This window comes from Bacteroides intestinalis (genome assembly GCF_003464595.1).
GTDB classification, from domain to species: Bacteria; Bacteroidota; Bacteroidia; order Bacteroidales; family Bacteroidaceae; genus Bacteroides; species Bacteroides intestinalis_A.
The window spans coordinates 77,212-94,934 of record NZ_QRZF01000008.1 but is presented as its reverse complement, the minus strand read 5'-3'; the positions used below and the strand labels follow the sequence as shown (position 1 = coordinate 94,934).

Genomic DNA, 17,723 nt, shown 5'->3' with positions numbered 1-17,723 from the left:
TAACATGAATATTTACTTCGAGGCATTCGGCCTCTTTTCTAAGATAGGACTCTTTACTATAGGAGGCGGCTATGCTATGGTGCCATTGATAGAAGAAGAGATTGTAGATAAACGGAAATGGATTGCCAAAGACGATTTCATTGACTTACTTGCTATTTCCCAATCAACCCCCGGCATTCTTGCAGTCAACATTTCTATTTTCATCGGATATAAGTTAAGGGGAATTCGCGGAAGTATAGTTACCACTTTAGGTACTATATTACCGTCATTCTTCATAATTCTTGCCATTGCGTTATTCTTCCATAACTTCAAAGACAATGTCATTGTTGAACGTATCTTTAAAGGTATTCGTCCGGCAGTGGTTGCATTGATCGCCGCTCCTACATTCAGTATGGCAAAATCAGCCAAGGTAAACCGATACAATATCTGGATACCCGTCGTATCAGCATTGGTCATCTGGTTACTGGACTTCTCCCCTATTTGGGTAATTATCATTGCCGGTGTGGGAGGATACTTGTACGGACGATTGCACCGTCCGAAAGTTAAGAGTTGAAAGTTGGCTGCGCATCATAAATCATAAATTATAAATCATAATTCTTCCATGCTTTATTTACAGTTATTCTATACATTCTTCAAGATCGGTTTGTTTGGCTTTGGTGGCGGATATGCCATGCTTTCTATGATACAGGGTGAAGTGGTCACCCGCTATGGCTGGTTGACATCACAAGAATTTACGGATATTGTGGCTATCAGTCAAATGACACCCGGACCTATCGGAATCAATTCGGCAACATATGTAGGTTTCACTGCTACTGGAAGTGTATGGGGCTCTATCATCGCTACTCTTGCAGTGGTGCTTCCCTCATTCATATTGATGTTAGCCATCAGCAAATTCTTCCTGAAATATCAGAAGCATCCGGTTGTAGAAGCCGTATTCAGTGGATTGCGTCCGGCAGTGGTCGGATTGCTGGCATCAGCAGCATTGGTATTGATGAACGCAGAAAACTTCAGTTCACCCAAAGAAGATATGTACTCATTTATTATTAGCTGCCTCATTTTCCTGATAGCTTTTATAGGAACCAGGAAATATAAAATCAATCCGATACTAATGATTGTAGTTTGCGGAATAGCAGGGCTTATATTATATCAATAAAAAAGATGAAGCTTATAGCTTCACCTTTTTTGCAACTGTTTTCGATTCATTATGCAGTCGGTCGAGTGCCGTCACCACATAACGATATTTTGTTTTCCCATTCTCATACGGCAATTTATAAAAATTATCGCGCGTAATAGCTACGATATGGGAAGGATCACTGATATCCACTTTCTCTTTTGCACCGAAGCGGTAAATTACATATTGAACAGCACGATTCATTTCATCTTTGTACTTCGGGGCTGTCCAGAACAAAAGATACCCATCTGCTGTCCACACAGGTTTTACCTTACGCACCTTATCAGGTGCTTCATTATCCATGAAATCGAATACCGGCGGTAAAGCAGGATATTTATGATATTCAGCAATCAAAGCATCGCGATATTTCCCGGCATTTTCCACCACTGCGCTGGCAGGCCACTGACAGCTTCCGCCAATTGTCTGATAAGCACGCTGCAATGCCATCTTGCGGGGAAGTTGATTCATAGAGGGATTTTGCGGATCAGCATTCTGTACTGTATTCATCACTGACTGCCCGATAAACAAAGGACGGTTCTCCGTATGCTTTGCCCACCATTTCACCAATGTTTCATAATCAGCTGCCGGATGGCCAATATGCCAATATATTTGCGGAATGTTATAGTCCACCCAGCCTTCACGAGCCCAAAGAAGCACATCGGCATAAAGGTCATCATAGTTCTGTAATCCATTGGTCTTGCTACCCAGCGGATCACTCTTCTCATTACGATAGATACCGAAAGGAGATACACCAAATTTAACCCAAGGTTTCACCTCGCGTACCGTCTCATGTATTTTCTTTATCAACACATTGACATTGCTGCGCCGCCAGTCTGCTTTATTAGAAAAGCCACCACCGTAACGGGCAAAGCTAGCATCATCCGGAAATTCCACTCCTGGTTTAGGATAAGGATAGAAATAATCATCCATATGAATGGCATCCACATCATAGCGGGAAACAATATCCATTACCACCATACAGATATGACGACGGCTTTCCGGTAATGCCGGATCAAAATACAATTGGTCACCATAGGTCACAAACCACTCGGGATGGATATTATAAACATGATTCGGGGCCAATTCATTCTTTAGCGAGGTCTTCACGCGATAGGGATTGATCCACGCATGAAATTCCATGCCTCGCTTATGGCATTCTTCAATCATAAACTCCATAGGATCCCAGTAAGGATTGGGAGCTTTTCCCTGTACACCTGTCAGAAAACGGCTCCACGGTTCCAGTTTGGAGGCATAAAGAGCATCAGCCTCAGGACGTACCTGGAAAATGATTGCATTGATACCTGCCTCTTGCAAAGAATTCAACTGGTTAATCAAGGTTTGTTTTAACTTCTCGGTAGGAATTCCACGAAACTGTCCGTTGACAGCCTGAATCCAGGCTGCGCGAAATTCACGTTTGGGATATCTTTCGGGTTGCGGAGATTGTGCCGCCACTGCTAAAGAAAAGAGCAGGGCGCATATGCACAAAAGAGTTTTTACTTTCATTCTTTATAAATCTGATTAAGGGTTGTTTATTAATTATGCAGGCCATTCTACTACCATACGGGTACCGCCTGTGTAAGATGTATCCAAATAAATTTTACCATCAACAATGTCCATTACCTGGCGGGCTATGGAAAGTCCCAATCCTGTACCAGGCCTAAAGGTATCTATTTTAAAGAAACGCTCGAAAATAGTATCCTGATATTGCGGGTCGATACCTATACCTGTATCCTCTATAATAAAACGAATGATACTATTCGCTTTATCTTCCTCACACAGTAGACGAATGACTCCTTGTTCGGTAAACTTCTCGGCATTGTCCAGCAACAAAGACAGGACACGCTTCATCCAGGCACGCACAGTCAAGATTACAGGATCATCAGGAGACGGAATCCACTGCAATTCCACACCGTCATTTTGTTTGCCTCCAAATTCATCTATACATTCAAGACAGCAAGCATTGACATCCACAACTTCTTTAGGCATATCTGCCGTCTGAGAGTCCATGTCAGCTATATCAATAATATTATCAATCAATCCCAGCAAATAAGCACTGTTCTTCTCCACCTGACCGGAGTATTCACGAGCATCTTCCACATCCAGTCCTTCCTCGGCAAGCAAAGCAGAAAAGCCTACTACAGAATTAAGCGGTGTACGCAACTCATGCGTAACATGCTGGATAAATGAACTCTTGATACGGCTCATCTTCTGCAATTCCTTACGGGCAACATCCAATTTCCGGTTCATAGATAAAGTGCGAACATAGAGGTAAGTAACCAGCAGAAGTAATATAAATATCAAGCAACCGGCAATAGATACCGTAATAAGCCGTTCACGACTCATTCTTTCACTCAATTCCAATTTTTCCATCTTCAGGCGGTCCACTTCAAACTGGGCAGTGTATTTGTTCAGTTGTTCATCCATTTCTGCCGTACGTACAGAATCATTCAATTGAGAGTATTCTGCAAAAGCACGGCATGCCTCCTTATAGTAACCTACTTGTTCCAGCATAATGGCTTTCTGCCTATAATTTCCAGGATAATAATTACCGATCGAACGTTGGTAATCAATTAAAGAATCCATATAAACCACAGCATTACTTATATCTCCCAGAATCTGGTTGCACATTATTTTGTAACCGAACCATCCTTCTTGTGATATGTCTCCTTTATGTTTGAGGTAATAAGCATTCGCCTCACGAATGTAAGGTTCTGCCGCCTTCGCTCCTTTCACTCCTAAGACAGCTATGACACGAAATTGATAATAACGCATATATAGCGCCTCTCCCATAGATATATTTTTATCTTCTACAGTTTTCACCAACTGTCCTAAACGGTCCAAATAGGGCAAGGCCTCATTATACGACTGACGTGCCAAATAAGTTTGAATGATATTAAGAGAAACGACGTAAGCGTCACGGTAGTATTTTCCTTCCTCAAAATGTTTTAAGGCATTATCATAATATTCAATACAGAGCTTTATATTCTGCCCAAACACACGGTGGTTATAGCCTATACACATCTCCCCGGATGCCATGCCATATTTATCTTTCCTCTGTTCGGCATCTTTACATAGCAATTCTGTCTCTTTCATCGCCTCTTCCTGCATGCCCTTTTCAGTCATCCGCTGAATATATTGCCTCCATGCCTGGTAGCGATCCGTATTGCGATGACAACGGTCCGCCCAATCCATATATTCATAAGTCATCAGACGCAGGCTATCCGTATCACCCAACTCATAATAATGATTTGTAATGATGGCATAAGCATCACTGATATTTGCCGTATCTTTCCGTTCTTTTGCCAGTTCCAGAAAGTGCATGCCCAAAGGTAGAAAATTCGGCTTGCCATTAGCTTTCCGCACACTATCGGCAAGTGATTTCAGATCAACAGTCTCTTGTCCTGTAATTGTCTCGACACAAGAGAACAAGCATACCAAAATGGCACACAAGCATATCCGAGGGTATCGCATAGGGATGATTCGTTTAAAAATGCGCATAAAAATAGCTCTTTTCCTGCTGGTATATCAGCAACTATTTAAAAGTATAACAAATCTTAACCTGCCAATCATTATACATATTTGAACCGCAGTGATTATCTTTGCAAACTGATATTCACTATAGTGACTCTGATTATGATAAAAAACAACTCCATACTTATCAAAGGCGCACGCGTCAACAACCTAAAAAATATAGACGTAGAAATACCCAGAAACAAACTTGTCGTCATCACCGGGCTATCCGGTTCCGGTAAATCATCCCTGGCATTCGACACGCTATATGCAGAAGGACAACGTCGTTATGTAGAAAGCCTGAGCAGTTATGCCCGCCAGTTCCTGGGACGTATGAGCAAGCCGGAATGTGACTTTATTAAAGGAATTCCGCCAGCTATTGCCATAGAACAGAAGGTGAGTAGTCGCAACCCACGATCTACCGTCGGTACCTCTACCGAAATTTACGAATACCTACGTTTACTGTATGCACGCATCGGACGGACATTCAGCCCCATCAGCGGAGAGGAAGTAAAAAAACATTCCACAGAAGATATCGTAAACTGTATGTTGGGATATCCGGAGGGAACAAGATACACCGTACTGGCTCCGATATTACTTCGCGAAGACCGAACGATGAAGCAGCAATTAGACATCGATATGAAACAAGGTTTCAACCGTCTGGAAGTAAACGGAGAAATGGTTCGTATCGACGAATACGAGCCTAAAAAAGAAGATACAGTTTTCTTATTGATAGACCGTATGGTAGCATCTAAAGAGAAAGATGCAATCAGCCGGTTAACAGATTCTGCCGAGACAGCCATGTACGAGGGTGACGGTGCCTGCCTGCTGCGATTCTATCAACCTGACGGAACGACCAGTCTATACCGCTTCAGCACTAAATTCGAGGCAGACGGCATTGCTTTTGAGGAGCCCAGTGACCAGATGTTTTCTTTCAATTCCCCTATTGGTGCATGTCCTGAATGTGAGGGCTTCGGCAAGGTAATCGGCATTGATGAACACTTGGTAATACCCAACCGTTCATTATCCGTATACGACGGTGCCGTGGTATGTTGGCGAGGCGAAGTGATGGGCGAATGGAAAGACATGGTAATACGCGGTGCCGAAAAATCCGGTTTCCCGATCTTCACCCCCTACTTTGAACTTACAAACGAACAACGCCGCATGTTATGGGAAGGCACTCCTTACTTCCAAGGAATCAATGCTTTCTTCAAGATGGTACAGGAAAATCAGTACAAAATACAATACCGTGTGATGTTGGCACGCTATCGTGGCAAAACGCTTTGTCCAAAGTGCCACGGTACCCGTCTGAAGCCCGAAGCCAGCTATGTACGGGTAGGCGGACGAAATATCTCCGAACTTGTGGACTTGCCGATTACAGAACTAAAAACTTTCTTCGACAACCTTCAACTGGATAAGCATGATACGAATGTTGCCACCCGTATCCTAACGGAAATCAACAGTCGCATCCGCTTCCTTCTCGATGTAGGATTGGGATATCTGACATTAAACCGCCTCAGCAATTCGCTTTCCGGTGGTGAAAGTCAACGCATCAATCTCGCCACTTCATTAGGCAGTAGTCTGGTTGGCTCACTCTACATTCTTGATGAACCAAGTATCGGGTTGCATAGCCGCGATACAGATAAGCTGATCCATGTATTACGTCAATTACAACAATTGGGTAATACGGTTGTCATCGTGGAGCATGACGAGGAAATTATCCGTGCAGCAGATTACATTATAGATATCGGACCAAAAGCCGGACGTCTGGGTGGGCAAGTTGTCTACCAGGGAGATATGAAAGATTTGCAACCCAATAGTGATAGTTACACAGTACGTTATCTGCTGGGAGAAGAAGAAATTCCCGTTCCGGAACACCGTCGTCCATGGAATAATTACATAGAACTGACCGGAGCCCGCGAGAATAACCTGAAAGGAGTAAATGTACGTTTCCCGCTAAACGTGATGACCGTAGTAACCGGAGTCAGCGGTTCCGGTAAGAGTACTCTGGTACGTGACATCTTCTTCCGTGCCCTGAAGCGCGAACTGGACGAATGCAGTGAACGCCCGGGTGAATTCGCTTCTATCGGTGGTGACCTGCAAAATCTACGGAACGTAGAATTTGTAGACCAGAACCCCATTGGTAAATCCAGCCGTTCGAATCCCGTGACATATATCAAAGCTTACGATGAGATTCGTAAATTATGGGCAGAACAACCGCTTGCCAAGCAAATGGGATACACCGCCGGTTACTTTTCATTCAACAGTGAAGGCGGACGTTGCGAAGAGTGTAAAGGTGACGGAACCATCACAGTAGAAATGCAATTTATGGCCGATTTGGTTCTGGAATGTGAAACCTGCCACGGTAAACGCTTCAAAGCAGATACACTGGAAGTAAAATTCCATGATGCCAATATATATGATGTACTGGAAATGACCGTAAACCAGGCCATGGAGTTTTTCACCAAACATGGACAAAAGAAGATTGTGAAGAAACTTGCTCCACTGCAAGATGTGGGATTGGGGTATATTAAACTGGGGCAATCTTCCTCCACCCTTTCAGGTGGTGAAAACCAGCGTGTGAAACTGGCTTACTACCTCAGTCAGGAGAAAGCAGACCCCACCCTGTTTATCTTTGATGAACCGACCACGGGATTGCACTTCCATGACATCCGTAAACTGCTGGAAGCATTCGACGCATTGATATTACGTGGACACTCCATTGTAATCATTGAACACAACATGGATGTTATCAAATGTGCCGACTACGTGATAGACCTCGGACCGGAAGGCGGTGATAAAGGTGGAAATCTGGTGGCGGCAGGTACACCGGAGGAAGTAGCGCGATGTGCAGAAAGCTATACGGGTCAATTCCTGCAAGAGAAATTACACATGAAATAATAGAAAGAAAATCATCTCATGAGACGATTTATTTTGTCTCGTAAGATGAAAATATCCGTCTCATGAGATAAAAAAAATCGTCCCACAAGACTATTAATATGATCTCATGGGACGGTTTATAAAATCCGCCAAGCGGAAGAAAACTCTTAGAAATAGAAGCCGAAACCTACCTTCAGGCCAAATACAGAACGGTCACTATTTACATTCCAGTACACAGCCGGTTCAAGCGTCACCGTCCTTGTCAAAAAGAAAGCATAGCCAGCCTCCGCTCCAAAAGAAAACTTGGTATCATCACTTGTACCCCAATCCCAACGGTCCACATTGACATCAGCACCCAGATATATACCAATATTACTGAAATAATAACGACCACCTACACCGAGAGTATAGACATCTGTATCCGAACCACCATTGTTCCAGGCAGCCCCTGCATGTACCAACAACGCCACATTATCCAGCAAGAATGCACCACCCTTGGCTTCGATGCCAAAAGAGGTCTTATCCGTATCCGTATTATGCGACAAACCTAACCCGGAAATTGACGGATTTACAATCCACTTTCCTTTTTCAAACTGTGCCTGGGCAGCCACTGTGGCCACAAGCAGACAAACGAATAATACTAATTTTTTCATTGTTACTTATAGTTTTTGGTGTTATTGTACTTTTCATCTTCTTCTTTACGTTTCCGCTGCAATTCTTCCTTTTTGCGCAGAACCAGCCAAAGGATAAACACAATGACATAGGACGCTGCAACCGTGACGTATTTCTCCGTATCACTGATGACAGTGTTACGTGGCAGGAAATAGGCTGCCGTAGCACTCACATAAATAAGCAGGGCAATTGTAATACTTGTAGATTTTTTAAATTTCTTCATTACCAAAGTTTTTTAGTCGTTTTGAAATACCAGATATTGAACCAGAATGCGGCTATCACAACAGAAAAAATAGCAATAGCAAGCGCCATCTGAGGTCCTAGTCCAAAACCTTCGGGGGCTATGCAGATATAGGTCGTACAAACAGCTGTCATAAATATAGCCGGGAAATAAGTTACATAAAAGTAACGTCCTTTCTTCTCACGCACCAGATAAACGGTTATCGCCCAAAGAGTGAAAACAGAGAGCGTCTGGTTGGTCCATGCGAAGTAACGCCAAATCATATCAAAGCCCTCTTTGTCACGCAGACTGTAAAGCAATAGACCAATAGCAACGAGAAACATCGGCACACATATATATAAACGGCGTCGTATGGATTTTTGTTCCATTCCAAGAAAGTCGGCCACAATGAGACGGGCAGAACGGAAAGCAGTATCACCACTGGTGATAGGTGCAGCAATCACACCCAATATAGCAAGGAAACCTCCTACCGTACCAAGCCAGTCTTTGGTGATGGCATCCACCACTACAGCCGCATTATTTTCGCCCATTCCATTTTCATGGAAAAAGTAAGTGGCAGCAGCAGCCCATATCAAAGCAACAATACCCTCAGTAATCATAGCACCATAGAATACAGGCCGGCCATGACGTTCGCTCGTCATACAACGCGCCATCAACGGGCTTTGTGTTGCATGGAAGCCACTGATAGCGCCACAAGCTATACTTACAAACATAATCGGGAAAATAGGTAATTCGGTAGCATTAGGATTCGTATTCTGTAATCCGTCCCAGAATTCCGGCAGCACGGGATGCTTTACGTAAAGCATCACCAATATGCCTATCGCCATAAAAAGCAGTGCTACGGCAAAAAGCGGGTAAATCTTACCTATAATCTTGTCAACTGGCAAGAGAGTTGCTAAAATATAGTAGATAAATACAACTACTATCCAGAACGTAGCATCCAGCGACTCCGGCGTAAGCTTTGCCAACAGCCCGGCAGGACCGGCTACAAACACAGCTCCCACCAATATCATCAGAAGTACGGTAAAACCACGCATCACTTGCTTGGTAGTCCTACCCAGATATCGGCCGATGATTTCCGGCAAACTTTCACCGCCATTACGCAGAGAGAGCATACCTGCCAGATAATCGTGTACAGCACCGGCAAAGATGCTGCCAAACACAATCCACAAATAGGATGACACCCCGAATTTAGCCCCCATAATAGCACCGAAGATGGGCCCTAAACCGGCAATATTAAGAAACTGTATCATGAATATTTTCCAGGTGGGCAGAGGAATATAGTCCACCCCGTCGGTCTTGGTCAGGGCAGGTGTTTTACGATCATCAGGGCCAAAAATGCGTTCAATGAAACGCCCGTAAAGAAAATAGCCCGCTATCAATGCCAGCAAGCAAAGCGTAAATGTAATCATGGTGCGTTGTTATTCATTACTTTTAATGCACGCAAATGTAACAGTTTCTTAGGAAACTGCACAACTTTCTCGAGTGTTTTACTTATCTTCGCCGCGAAAAATGACAGAAATAAAGAAGTAAAAGAGAATCCAGCCCTATCATGAAACAGTTACTGCTTACCATACTATTCAGCATATTGGTTTTGCCCCTTGCTGCGCAATCCATCGGTGAGACGACAAATCGTCCTCCCAAATACGAAGTGCGTGCCGCCTGGGTTACCGCTGTCTATGGTCTGGACTGGCCGCGTACCCGTGCCACCACGCCCGAAGGTATCCGGAAACAAAAAGCAGAACTCGTCGAAATACTGGACAGACTGAAAGATGCCAACTTCAACACCGTACTCTTCCAGACACGGACACGCGGTGATGTACTCTATCGCTCAAAAATAGAACCTTTCAATTCCATACTAACCGGGAAAACAGGAGGCGACCCGGGATATGACCCGCTGGCTTTTGCCGTAGAAGAATGTCACAAACGCGGTATGGAATGCCATGCCTGGATGGTAGCCATTCCATTGGGTAACCGCAAACATGTTGCCAATCTGGGTAATACCTCTGTCACCAAACAAAAATCCGCCATCTGTGTACCTTACAAGCGGGAATATTTCCTCAATCCCGGAAATCCGCAAACCAAAGAATACCTGATGAGTCTTGTACGTGAAGTTGTGGAAAAATATGACGTAGATGGCGTCCATTTCGATTATCTGCGCTATCCGGAGAATGCTCCCCGTTTTCCCGATACTTACGATTTCCGGAAGTACGGTAAAGGACGTGACCTTTCCCAATGGCGCAGGGATAATATCACAGAAATCGTCCGTCATCTCTATAAAGGTGTAAAAGCTCTGAAACCCTGGGTAAAGGTTAGTACCTGCCCCGTAGGTAAATACCGTGACACTTCCCGCTATCCTTCTCGCGGCTGGAATGCTTTCCACACCGTCTATCAGGATGCACAAGGTTGGCTGGGCGAAGGGATACAAGATCAGATATATCCCATGATTTATTTCCGTGGTAATCATTTCTACCCTTTTGCCCTCGACTGGCAGGAACAAAGTAATGGACGACAGATTATTCCGGGACTGGGCATTTATTTCCTTGACCCCAGCGAAGGCAACTGGACTTTGGACGAAGTGGAACGTCAAATGTACTTTATCCGCAAACAGAAACTGGCAGGCCAGGCTCATTATCGTGTAAAATATCTGATGGATAACACTCAGGGATTGTATGATGCATTGGAAGAAGATTTCTATACCGCTCCTGCCTTGCAACCCGCCATGCCATGGATAGACAACGTGCCACCTACAACTCCCGGCAATTTAACCGTCACCCAGCAGTCCGACGGTTACATACATTTGAGCTGGCTTCCCGCCACGGACAATGATAAGCGCAATGTGCCGACTTATGTCATCTATGGTTCGGATACTTATCCCGTAGATACCTCTAACCCGGAAAATATCATAGCCCAGCGTGTACAGGGAACAGAATATACATATGCTCCCATCCGTCTGTGGACAGCAAAGAAATACTTTGCTGTCACGGCTGTAGATCGTTGTGGAAATGAGAGCGAAGCATGCAAACAGGTCTTACACTAATCATTCGCATCATCCACCCTACTCTTATAACATAGGACATAGGCACGATACCGGCTCTTCGGTGTAACCGGAACTAACGGAAGATAACCGGAAACCAAACGTCCGTTTTCTATTACAACAGGATACTGCTCCATCGCCTGCTTGTGCTCTTCCTGCAGGGCATCGTTCGTTGGATAGTAATCAATTTTAAAATTACCAACTGTGCCCGGAGCCACAAAATTCTCACGAAACAGATGTGCCACTACTCCCATATTCATACGCACGTTAATCTCCACACAAGGATGAATACGGTAACTCTGCGTTTCCTCATCACGACAAACCATCATGTCTACACCCAGATAACCCGTACAAGATTCTCCGAATACGACAGTTAATAACTCCTGCAACCTTTCGCGTACCTGCACCAAAGTTACCAATGGTACGTATTCAGTTATCCAGTTTTCCACCCATTCAGGTGTTACCAGCAGATTACCAAGATAGGCTCCTTTTTCATTGGTCAGGAAAAGAGAATAACCGGTAAAAAGTACCCTGCCACGTCCATCAGAATAAAATTCAAGAGCAAAATCTTCTACCTTATTATATACAGGTTGCCCGATTACCCCCTCTTGTTCATCCAAAACATGCTGGCACCAACCGGCAATAGAATCGGTAAATGTACCTCTACACCAGTTCAGTCCTTTACCACTACTTGACCAAGGCGCCTTCAACACTGTACGTTTATACTTCTCTACAAATTCCTGACAAGCAGGGATGTCATTCAAATAGTTGGCCAAACCACAACAATTCTCAATGCCATGCAAGCCGTCAAGCACTACCATAGCCAACTCCCGAGAAGAAAAGGCACGAAGTCTTTTTAATTCCTCCAACGTAGGAAGTTTGTGTTTTGCAATTCCCCCTTTCAACATGCGTTTACGAAAAGCAAGATTCCAGCCCCATGGTATAATCTGAGATTCGGCATAATCAGGCAGTTCAGGTTCGGTAACCAACTGTACGGAAAGGGGAAACATACGCTTCATTATTTGCAGATAATCTGCATTATAAGCTGATGGAGCGAGTACGGCACTGCCAGGCTGGGCATACCAGATGGGTAATAAAGCAAGGTCCTGAGCCATTCGGCGGGCAGAAGCGGGAGCCATATAATTTTCTTCGTTGTTAGCAAGCGCCATGTCTGTGTCTGGGTTAAATACGTAGAGTTTCATACAATTACAGTTCTTTATAATTTGAGGCCGCAAAATTACAGAGAAAAACAAGGCAAAGCAAATATATAAACTTCACTAACAAAAAAGATATTTTGCCATCTCTACTTTGCAATTCTACAAAAAAGCCGTATATTTGTCGCCCGATAAACCGAATTTAACAGCATGGAAGCATTCTACCGCACACACGCCTATCTTGTTGAGCATACCAATGCCCCTGTTCGCCGTGACCTCATGGATGAGATCAACTGGAACGACCGCCTTATCGGTATTAAAGGAACGCGTGGTGTAGGCAAAACCACGTTTCTGTTACAATACGCTAAAGAGAAATTCGGCACAGACCGTTCTTGTCTCTTTATCAATATGAACAACTTCTACTTTTCTTATTTCAGCATCGTTGACTTCGCTTATGAATTCCAACGCCGCGGCGGAAAAGTATTATTGATAGACCAGGTGTTTAAACACCCTGACTGGAGCAGAGAACTGAGAATGTGCTACGACCGTTTTCCGAACCTCAAAATCGTATTCACCGGTTCGTCTGTGATGCGACTGAAAGAGGAAAATCTGGAATTGCGTGACATTGTGAAGAGCTATAATCTGCGTGGCTTCTCTTTCCGTGAGTATCTGAACCTGCAGACCGGCATGAAGTTCCGTGCTTACACGCTGGAAGAGATTCTGAGCAACCACGAGCAGATAGCCAAGGGTATCCTTTCGAAAGTACGCCCGTTAGATTACCTGCAGGATTATCTGCACCACGGTTTCTATCCGTTCTTTCTGGAAAAACGCAATTTCTCGGAAAATCTACTGAAGACCATGAATATGATGGTGGAAGTGGACATTCTGCTTATCAAACAGATTGAACTGAAATATCTTTCAAAAATCAAGAAATTGCTTTATATGCTGGCAGTAGACGGTCCGAAAGCCCCGAACGTAAGCCAGTTGGCAAACGATATACAAACATCCCGTGCCACGGTGATGAACTACATCAAATATTTGGCAGATGCACGCCTTATCAATATGGTATATCCGAAGGGAGAAGAATTCCCTAAGAAACCATCAAAGATCATGATGCACAACTCCAACCTGATGTACTCCATCTATCCCGTGAAAGTGGAAGAACTGGATGTACTGGACACTTTCTTCGCAAATTCCTTGTGGAAAGATCACAAGGTGAACAAAGGCGACAAGAATATGTCGTTCCTGGTGGACGATGTGATGCCTTTCAAGATTTGTCCGGAAGGAATAAAGATTAAGAACAATCCCGGCGTCACCTACGCCCTGCACAAAGCAGAAATAGGAAGAGGGAATCAGATTCCACTCTGGATGTTCGGCTTTTTATATTGAGATTTATTCACTTAATAATAATTCAATTTAGTTATGACTAAACAGAAGAAATTCATTACTTGTGATGGTAACCAGGCTGCTGCGCATATCTCGTATATGTTCTCAGAAGTAGCTGCTATCTATCCCATCACTCCCTCTTCTACGATGGCTGAGTACGTAGACGAATGGGCTGCCGCAGGACGCAAAAACATCTTCGGCGAAACAGTATTGGTACAGGAAATGCAATCAGAAGCCGGTGCTGCCGGAGCCGTTCACGGTTCATTGCAAGCCGGTGCGTTGACTTCAACGTACACTGCATCTCAAGGTCTGTTGCTGATGATCCCGAATATGTACAAGATTGCCGGTGAATTCCTGCCTTGCGTATTCCACGTATCAGCTCGTACACTGGCTTCTCACGCTCTGTGTATCTTCGGTGACCACCAAGACGTTATGTCAACCCGTATGACCGGTTTTGCTATGCTGGCCGAAGGTTCTGTACAGGAAGTTATGGACCTCTCCGGTGTTGCTCACTTGTCAACTATCAAAGCTCGTGTACCGTTTGTTAATTTCTTCGACGGCTTCCGTACTTCTCATGAAATCCAGAAGATCGAGATGTTGGAAAACGATGATCTCGCTCCGCTGATTGACCAGGAAGCTTTGGCTGAATTCCGTGCTCGCGCATTGAATCCGATGAATCCGGTTGCCCGTGGTATGGCTGAAAACCCCGACCACTTCTTCCAGCACCGTGAATCATGCAACAACTACTACGAAGCAGTTCCTGCTATTGTAGAAGAATACATGAATGAAATTTCTAAAATCACAGGACGTAAATACGGCTTGTTCGATTATTATGGTGCTGAAGACGCAGAACGCGTTATCATCGCTATGGGTTCTGTAACTGAAGCTGCCCGCGAAGCTATCGACCACTTGGTAGCTAATGGCGAAAAGGTAGGTATGGTTGCCGTACACTTGTATCGTCCGTTCTCTGCTAAGCACTTCCTGGCTGCTGTGCCTAAGACTGCTAAGACTATTGCAGTTCTTGACCGTACAAAGGAACCGGGTGCTAACGGCGAACCGTTGTACCTCGATGTAAAAGACTGCTATTATGGTACTGCTAATGCTCCGGTAATCGTAGGCGGTCGTTACGGTTTGGGTTCTAAGGACACTACTCCTGCTCAGATCATTGCTGTATTCAAGAACTTGGCTATGCCGATGCCGAAGAACCACTTCACTATCGGTATCGTAGACGACGTTACTTTCACTTCACTTCCTCAGGAAGAAGAAATCGCATTGGGCGGCGCAAGCATGTTCGAAGCTAAATTCTACGGACTGGGTGCTGACGGTACAGTAGGTGCTAACAAGAACTCTGTAAAAATCATCGGTGACAACACTGATAAACACTGCCAGGCTTACTTCTCTTATGACTCTAAGAAGTCAGGTGGTTTCACTTGTTCTCACTTGCGTTTCGGTGATACTCCGATCCGCTCTACATACTTGGTAAACACTCCGAACTTTGTGGCTTGCCACGTTCAGGCTTACCTGCACATGTACGATGTAACCCGCGGTTTGCGTAAGAATGGTACATTCCTTCTGAACACAATCTGGGAAGGCGAAGAACTGGCTAAGAACCTGCCTACCCGCGTGAAGAAGTATTTCGCTAAAAACAATATCTCTGTATACTATATCAATGCAACTCAGATTGCACAAGAAATCGGTTTGGGCAACCGTACCAATACAATCCTGCAATCTGCATTCTTCCGTATCACAGGCGTAATTCCTGTTGACCTGGCTGTAGAACAGATGAAGAAATTCATCCAGAAGTCTTACGGTAAGAAGGGTGAAGATATCGTAAACAAGAACTATGCTGCCGTTGACCGTGGTGGTGAATACAAACAATTGACTGTTGATCCTGCTTGGGTTAACCTGACTGACGATGCTAAGGCTGAAAACAACGATCCCGCATTCATCAACGAAGTAGTTCGTCCGATCAATGCACAGGATGGTGACTTGTTGCCGGTATCTGCATTCAAAGGCATCGAAGACGGTACTTGGTATCAAGGTACAGCTAAATACGAAAAACGTGGTGTAGCTGCTTTCGTTCCCGAATGGAATGCTGAAAATTGTATCCAGTGCAACAAGTGTGCTTATGTTTGTCCTCACGCTTCTATCCGTCCGTTCGTTCTGGATGCTGAAGAGCAGAAGGGTGCAAACTTCGAGATGCTGAAAGCGGTAGGTAAAGTATTTGACAGTATGACATTCCGTATCCAGGTTGACGTTCTCGACTGTCTGGGTTGCGGTAACTGTGCCGACATCTGTCCGGGTAATCCGAAGAAGGGTGGCAAAGCTTTGACTATGAAACATCTGGAAAGCCAGTTGAACCAAGTTCCTAACTGGGATTACTGCGCTGAAAAGGTAGCAAGCAAGCAACATCTGGTTGACGTTAAAGCTAACGTAAAGAACTCTCAGTTCGCTACTCCGTTGTTTGAATTCTCAGGCGCTTGCTCTGGTTGTGGTGAAACTCCGTATGTGAAGTTGATCACTCAGTTGTTTGGTGACCGCGAAATGGTAGCTAATGCAACAGGATGTTCTTCTATCTACTCCGGTTCAGTACCTTCTACTCCTTATACTAAGAATGAAAAGGGTCAAGGTCCTGCTTGGGCAAACTCTTTGTTCGAAGACTTCTGCGAATTCGGTTTGGGTATGGAACTCGCTAATGAAAAGATGCGTGACCGTATCGTGAAACTGTTCAACCAGATTCTGGAAGGTGACAATGCTCCTGCTGAAGCTAAGGAAGTATTGAAAGCATGGATTGAAAACATGTATGATGCAGACAAGACTAAAGAACTTGCACCTCAGATCGAGGCTATCATCGAGCAAGGTATTGCTGCCGGTTGCCCGGTAAGTAAGGAACTGAAAGGCTTGACTCAATATTTAGTAAAACGCAGCCAGTGGATCATCGGTGGTGACGGTGCTTCTTACGATATCGGTTACGGTGGTCTCGATCATGTAATCGCCAGCGGTAAGGACGTTAACATCCTGGTTCTGGATACTGAGGTTTACTCTAACACAGGTGGTCAGTCTTCTAAGGCTACTCCGGTGGGTGCTATTGCCAAGTTTGCTGCTGCCGGTAAGCGTGTACGCAAGAAAGACCTCGGTCTGATGGCTACTACTTACGGTTACGTTTACGTAGCTCAGATTGCTATGGGTGCTGACCAGGCTCAGACTCTGAAAGCAATCCGCGAAGCTGAAGCTTATCCCGGACCATCACTCATTATCGCTTACGCTCCGTGTATCAACCACGGTCTGAAGCTGGGTATGGGTAAGAGCCAGGCTGAGGAAGAAAAGGCTGTTAAGTGTGGTTACTGGCACTTGTGGCGTTACAATCCGGCTTTGGAAGCTGAAGGCAAGAACCCGTTCCAGTTGGATAGCAAAGAACCCGATTGGGCTGGATTCCAGGACTTCTTGAAGAGTGAAGTTCGTTACTCTTCTGTAATGAAACAATATCCTTCAGAAGCTGCCGAACTGTTCCAAGCTGCCGAAGACAATGCAAAATGGCGTTACAACAGCTACAAGCGTCTGTCTAAAGGAAACTGGGGTGCTGATGCCGAATAATTTCGATTATTGAAATAGAACATAATAAACTCTGAAAAATGAAGGCTGCACCGTGAACCGGATGTAGCCTTTATTTGT

At 44.6% G+C, this 17,723-nt stretch carries 12 protein-coding genes; 6 read left to right on the top strand and 6 right to left on the bottom strand.

What is annotated here, in order from left to right; translation table 11 throughout:
• Positions 1-4 precede the first annotated feature (4 nt).
• A complete protein-coding gene (locus tag DWW10_RS13055) occupies positions 5-553 on the top strand; it encodes a chromate transporter (protein ID WP_117691450.1) in 549 nt (182 codons plus the stop codon).
• Between the two features lie 48 nt (positions 554-601).
• Complete coding sequence (locus tag DWW10_RS13050) at positions 602-1,153, top strand: chromate transporter (RefSeq protein WP_117691449.1); 552 nt, start codon at positions 602-604, stop codon at positions 1,151-1,153.
• A 12-nt stretch (positions 1,154-1,165) separates the two neighbouring features.
• Here DWW10_RS13050 and DWW10_RS13045 read toward each other — a convergent pair whose 3' ends face one another.
• Both DWW10_RS13045 and DWW10_RS13040 read right to left on the bottom strand, forming a co-directional pair.
• Positions 1,166-2,674 carry a glycoside hydrolase family 10-like protein gene (locus tag DWW10_RS13045; RefSeq protein WP_118487056.1) on the bottom strand — a complete coding sequence of 503 codons (1,509 nt, stop codon included), beginning with the start codon at positions 2,672-2,674 and terminating at the stop codon, positions 1,166-1,168.
• A gap of 33 nt (positions 2,675-2,707) precedes the next feature.
• Positions 2,708-4,642: a sensor histidine kinase gene (locus tag DWW10_RS13040; protein ID WP_022392857.1), complete on the bottom strand. Its 1,935-nt coding sequence runs from the start codon at positions 4,640-4,642 to the stop codon at positions 2,708-2,710.
• 162 nt (positions 4,643-4,804) lie between these two features.
• Here DWW10_RS13040 and uvrA point away from each other — a divergent pair, with 162 nt between their 5' ends.
• Positions 4,805-7,582 (top strand): excinuclease ABC subunit UvrA, encoded by a 2,778-nt coding sequence (gene uvrA / locus DWW10_RS13035; protein WP_022392858.1) that lies wholly within the window; start codon positions 4,805-4,807, stop codon positions 7,580-7,582.
• A 146-nt stretch (positions 7,583-7,728) separates the two neighbouring features.
• On the opposite strand, the gene DWW10_RS13030 is transcribed toward uvrA, so the two are convergent.
• The 3 genes from DWW10_RS13030 to DWW10_RS13020 are packed head-to-tail and all read right to left on the bottom strand — an operon-like array spanning position 7,729 to position 9,886.
• Positions 7,729-8,214, bottom strand: coding sequence for an outer membrane beta-barrel protein (locus DWW10_RS13030; RefSeq protein WP_007664444.1), 486 nt, complete (start codon positions 8,212-8,214; stop codon positions 7,729-7,731).
• A gap of 2 nt (positions 8,215-8,216) precedes the next feature.
• A complete protein-coding gene (locus DWW10_RS13025) occupies positions 8,217-8,456 on the bottom strand; it encodes a hypothetical protein (RefSeq protein ID WP_007664445.1) in 240 nt (79 codons plus the stop codon).
• Positions 8,456-9,886, bottom strand: coding sequence for a carbon starvation CstA family protein (locus DWW10_RS13020; RefSeq protein ID WP_022392859.1), 1,431 nt, complete (start codon positions 9,884-9,886; stop codon positions 8,456-8,458). The genes DWW10_RS13025 and DWW10_RS13020 overlap by 1 nt, the downstream gene beginning before the upstream one ends.
• A gap of 140 nt (positions 9,887-10,026) precedes the next feature.
• On the opposite strand from DWW10_RS13020, the gene DWW10_RS13015 reads away from it, so the two are divergent.
• A complete protein-coding gene (locus tag DWW10_RS13015) occupies positions 10,027-11,514 on the top strand; it encodes a glycoside hydrolase family 10-like protein (RefSeq protein WP_022392860.1) in 1,488 nt (495 codons plus the stop codon).
• Here DWW10_RS13015 and DWW10_RS13010 read toward each other — a convergent pair.
• Positions 11,511-12,713 carry a hypothetical protein gene (locus DWW10_RS13010; RefSeq protein ID WP_022392861.1) on the bottom strand — a complete coding sequence of 401 codons (1,203 nt, stop codon included), beginning with the start codon at positions 12,711-12,713 and terminating at the stop codon, positions 11,511-11,513. The genes DWW10_RS13015 and DWW10_RS13010 overlap by 4 nt on opposite strands.
• 162 nt (positions 12,714-12,875) lie before the next feature.
• Here DWW10_RS13010 and DWW10_RS13005 point away from each other — a divergent pair, with 162 nt between their 5' ends.
• Together DWW10_RS13005 and nifJ are read left to right on the top strand one after the other, a co-directional pair.
• Positions 12,876-14,054: an ATP-binding protein gene (locus DWW10_RS13005; RefSeq protein WP_022392862.1), complete on the top strand. Its 1,179-nt coding sequence runs from the start codon at positions 12,876-12,878 to the stop codon at positions 14,052-14,054.
• 33 nt (positions 14,055-14,087) lie between these two features.
• Positions 14,088-17,645 carry a pyruvate:ferredoxin (flavodoxin) oxidoreductase gene (gene nifJ, locus DWW10_RS13000; protein WP_118422058.1) on the top strand — a complete coding sequence of 1,186 codons (3,558 nt, stop codon included), beginning with the start codon at positions 14,088-14,090 and terminating at the stop codon, positions 17,643-17,645.
• Positions 17,646-17,723 lie beyond the last annotated feature (78 nt).

Bases quoted from the DNA above. Each gene is read 5' to 3' on its own strand.
- DWW10_RS13055 (WP_117691450.1), top strand. From the start codon at position 5: ATGAATATTTACTTCGAGGCATTCGGCCTCTTTTCTAAGATAGGACTC.
- DWW10_RS13040 (WP_022392857.1), bottom strand. From the start codon at position 4,642: ATGCGATACCCTCGGATATGCTTGTGTGCCATTTTGGTATGCTTGTTC.
- uvrA (WP_022392858.1), top strand. From the start codon at position 4,805: ATGATAAAAAACAACTCCATACTTATCAAAGGCGCACGCGTCAACAAC.
- nifJ (WP_118422058.1), top strand. From the start codon at position 14,088: ATGACTAAACAGAAGAAATTCATTACTTGTGATGGTAACCAGGCTGCT.
- DWW10_RS13010 (WP_022392861.1), bottom strand. From the start codon at position 12,713: ATGAAACTCTACGTATTTAACCCAGACACAGACATGGCGCTTGCTAAC.
- DWW10_RS13025 (WP_007664445.1), bottom strand. From the start codon at position 8,456: ATGAAGAAATTTAAAAAATCTACAAGTATTACAATTGCCCTGCTTATT.
- DWW10_RS13030 (WP_007664444.1), bottom strand. From the start codon at position 8,214: ATGAAAAAATTAGTATTATTCGTTTGTCTGCTTGTGGCCACAGTGGCT.
- DWW10_RS13045 (WP_118487056.1), bottom strand. From the start codon at position 2,674: ATGAAAGTAAAAACTCTTTTGTGCATATGCGCCCTGCTCTTTTCTTTA.
- DWW10_RS13015 (WP_022392860.1), top strand. From the start codon at position 10,027: ATGAAACAGTTACTGCTTACCATACTATTCAGCATATTGGTTTTGCCC.
- DWW10_RS13050 (WP_117691449.1), top strand. From the start codon at position 602: ATGCTTTATTTACAGTTATTCTATACATTCTTCAAGATCGGTTTGTTT.
- DWW10_RS13020 (WP_022392859.1), bottom strand. From the start codon at position 9,886: ATGATTACATTTACGCTTTGCTTGCTGGCATTGATAGCGGGCTATTTT.
- DWW10_RS13005 (WP_022392862.1), top strand. From the start codon at position 12,876: ATGGAAGCATTCTACCGCACACACGCCTATCTTGTTGAGCATACCAAT.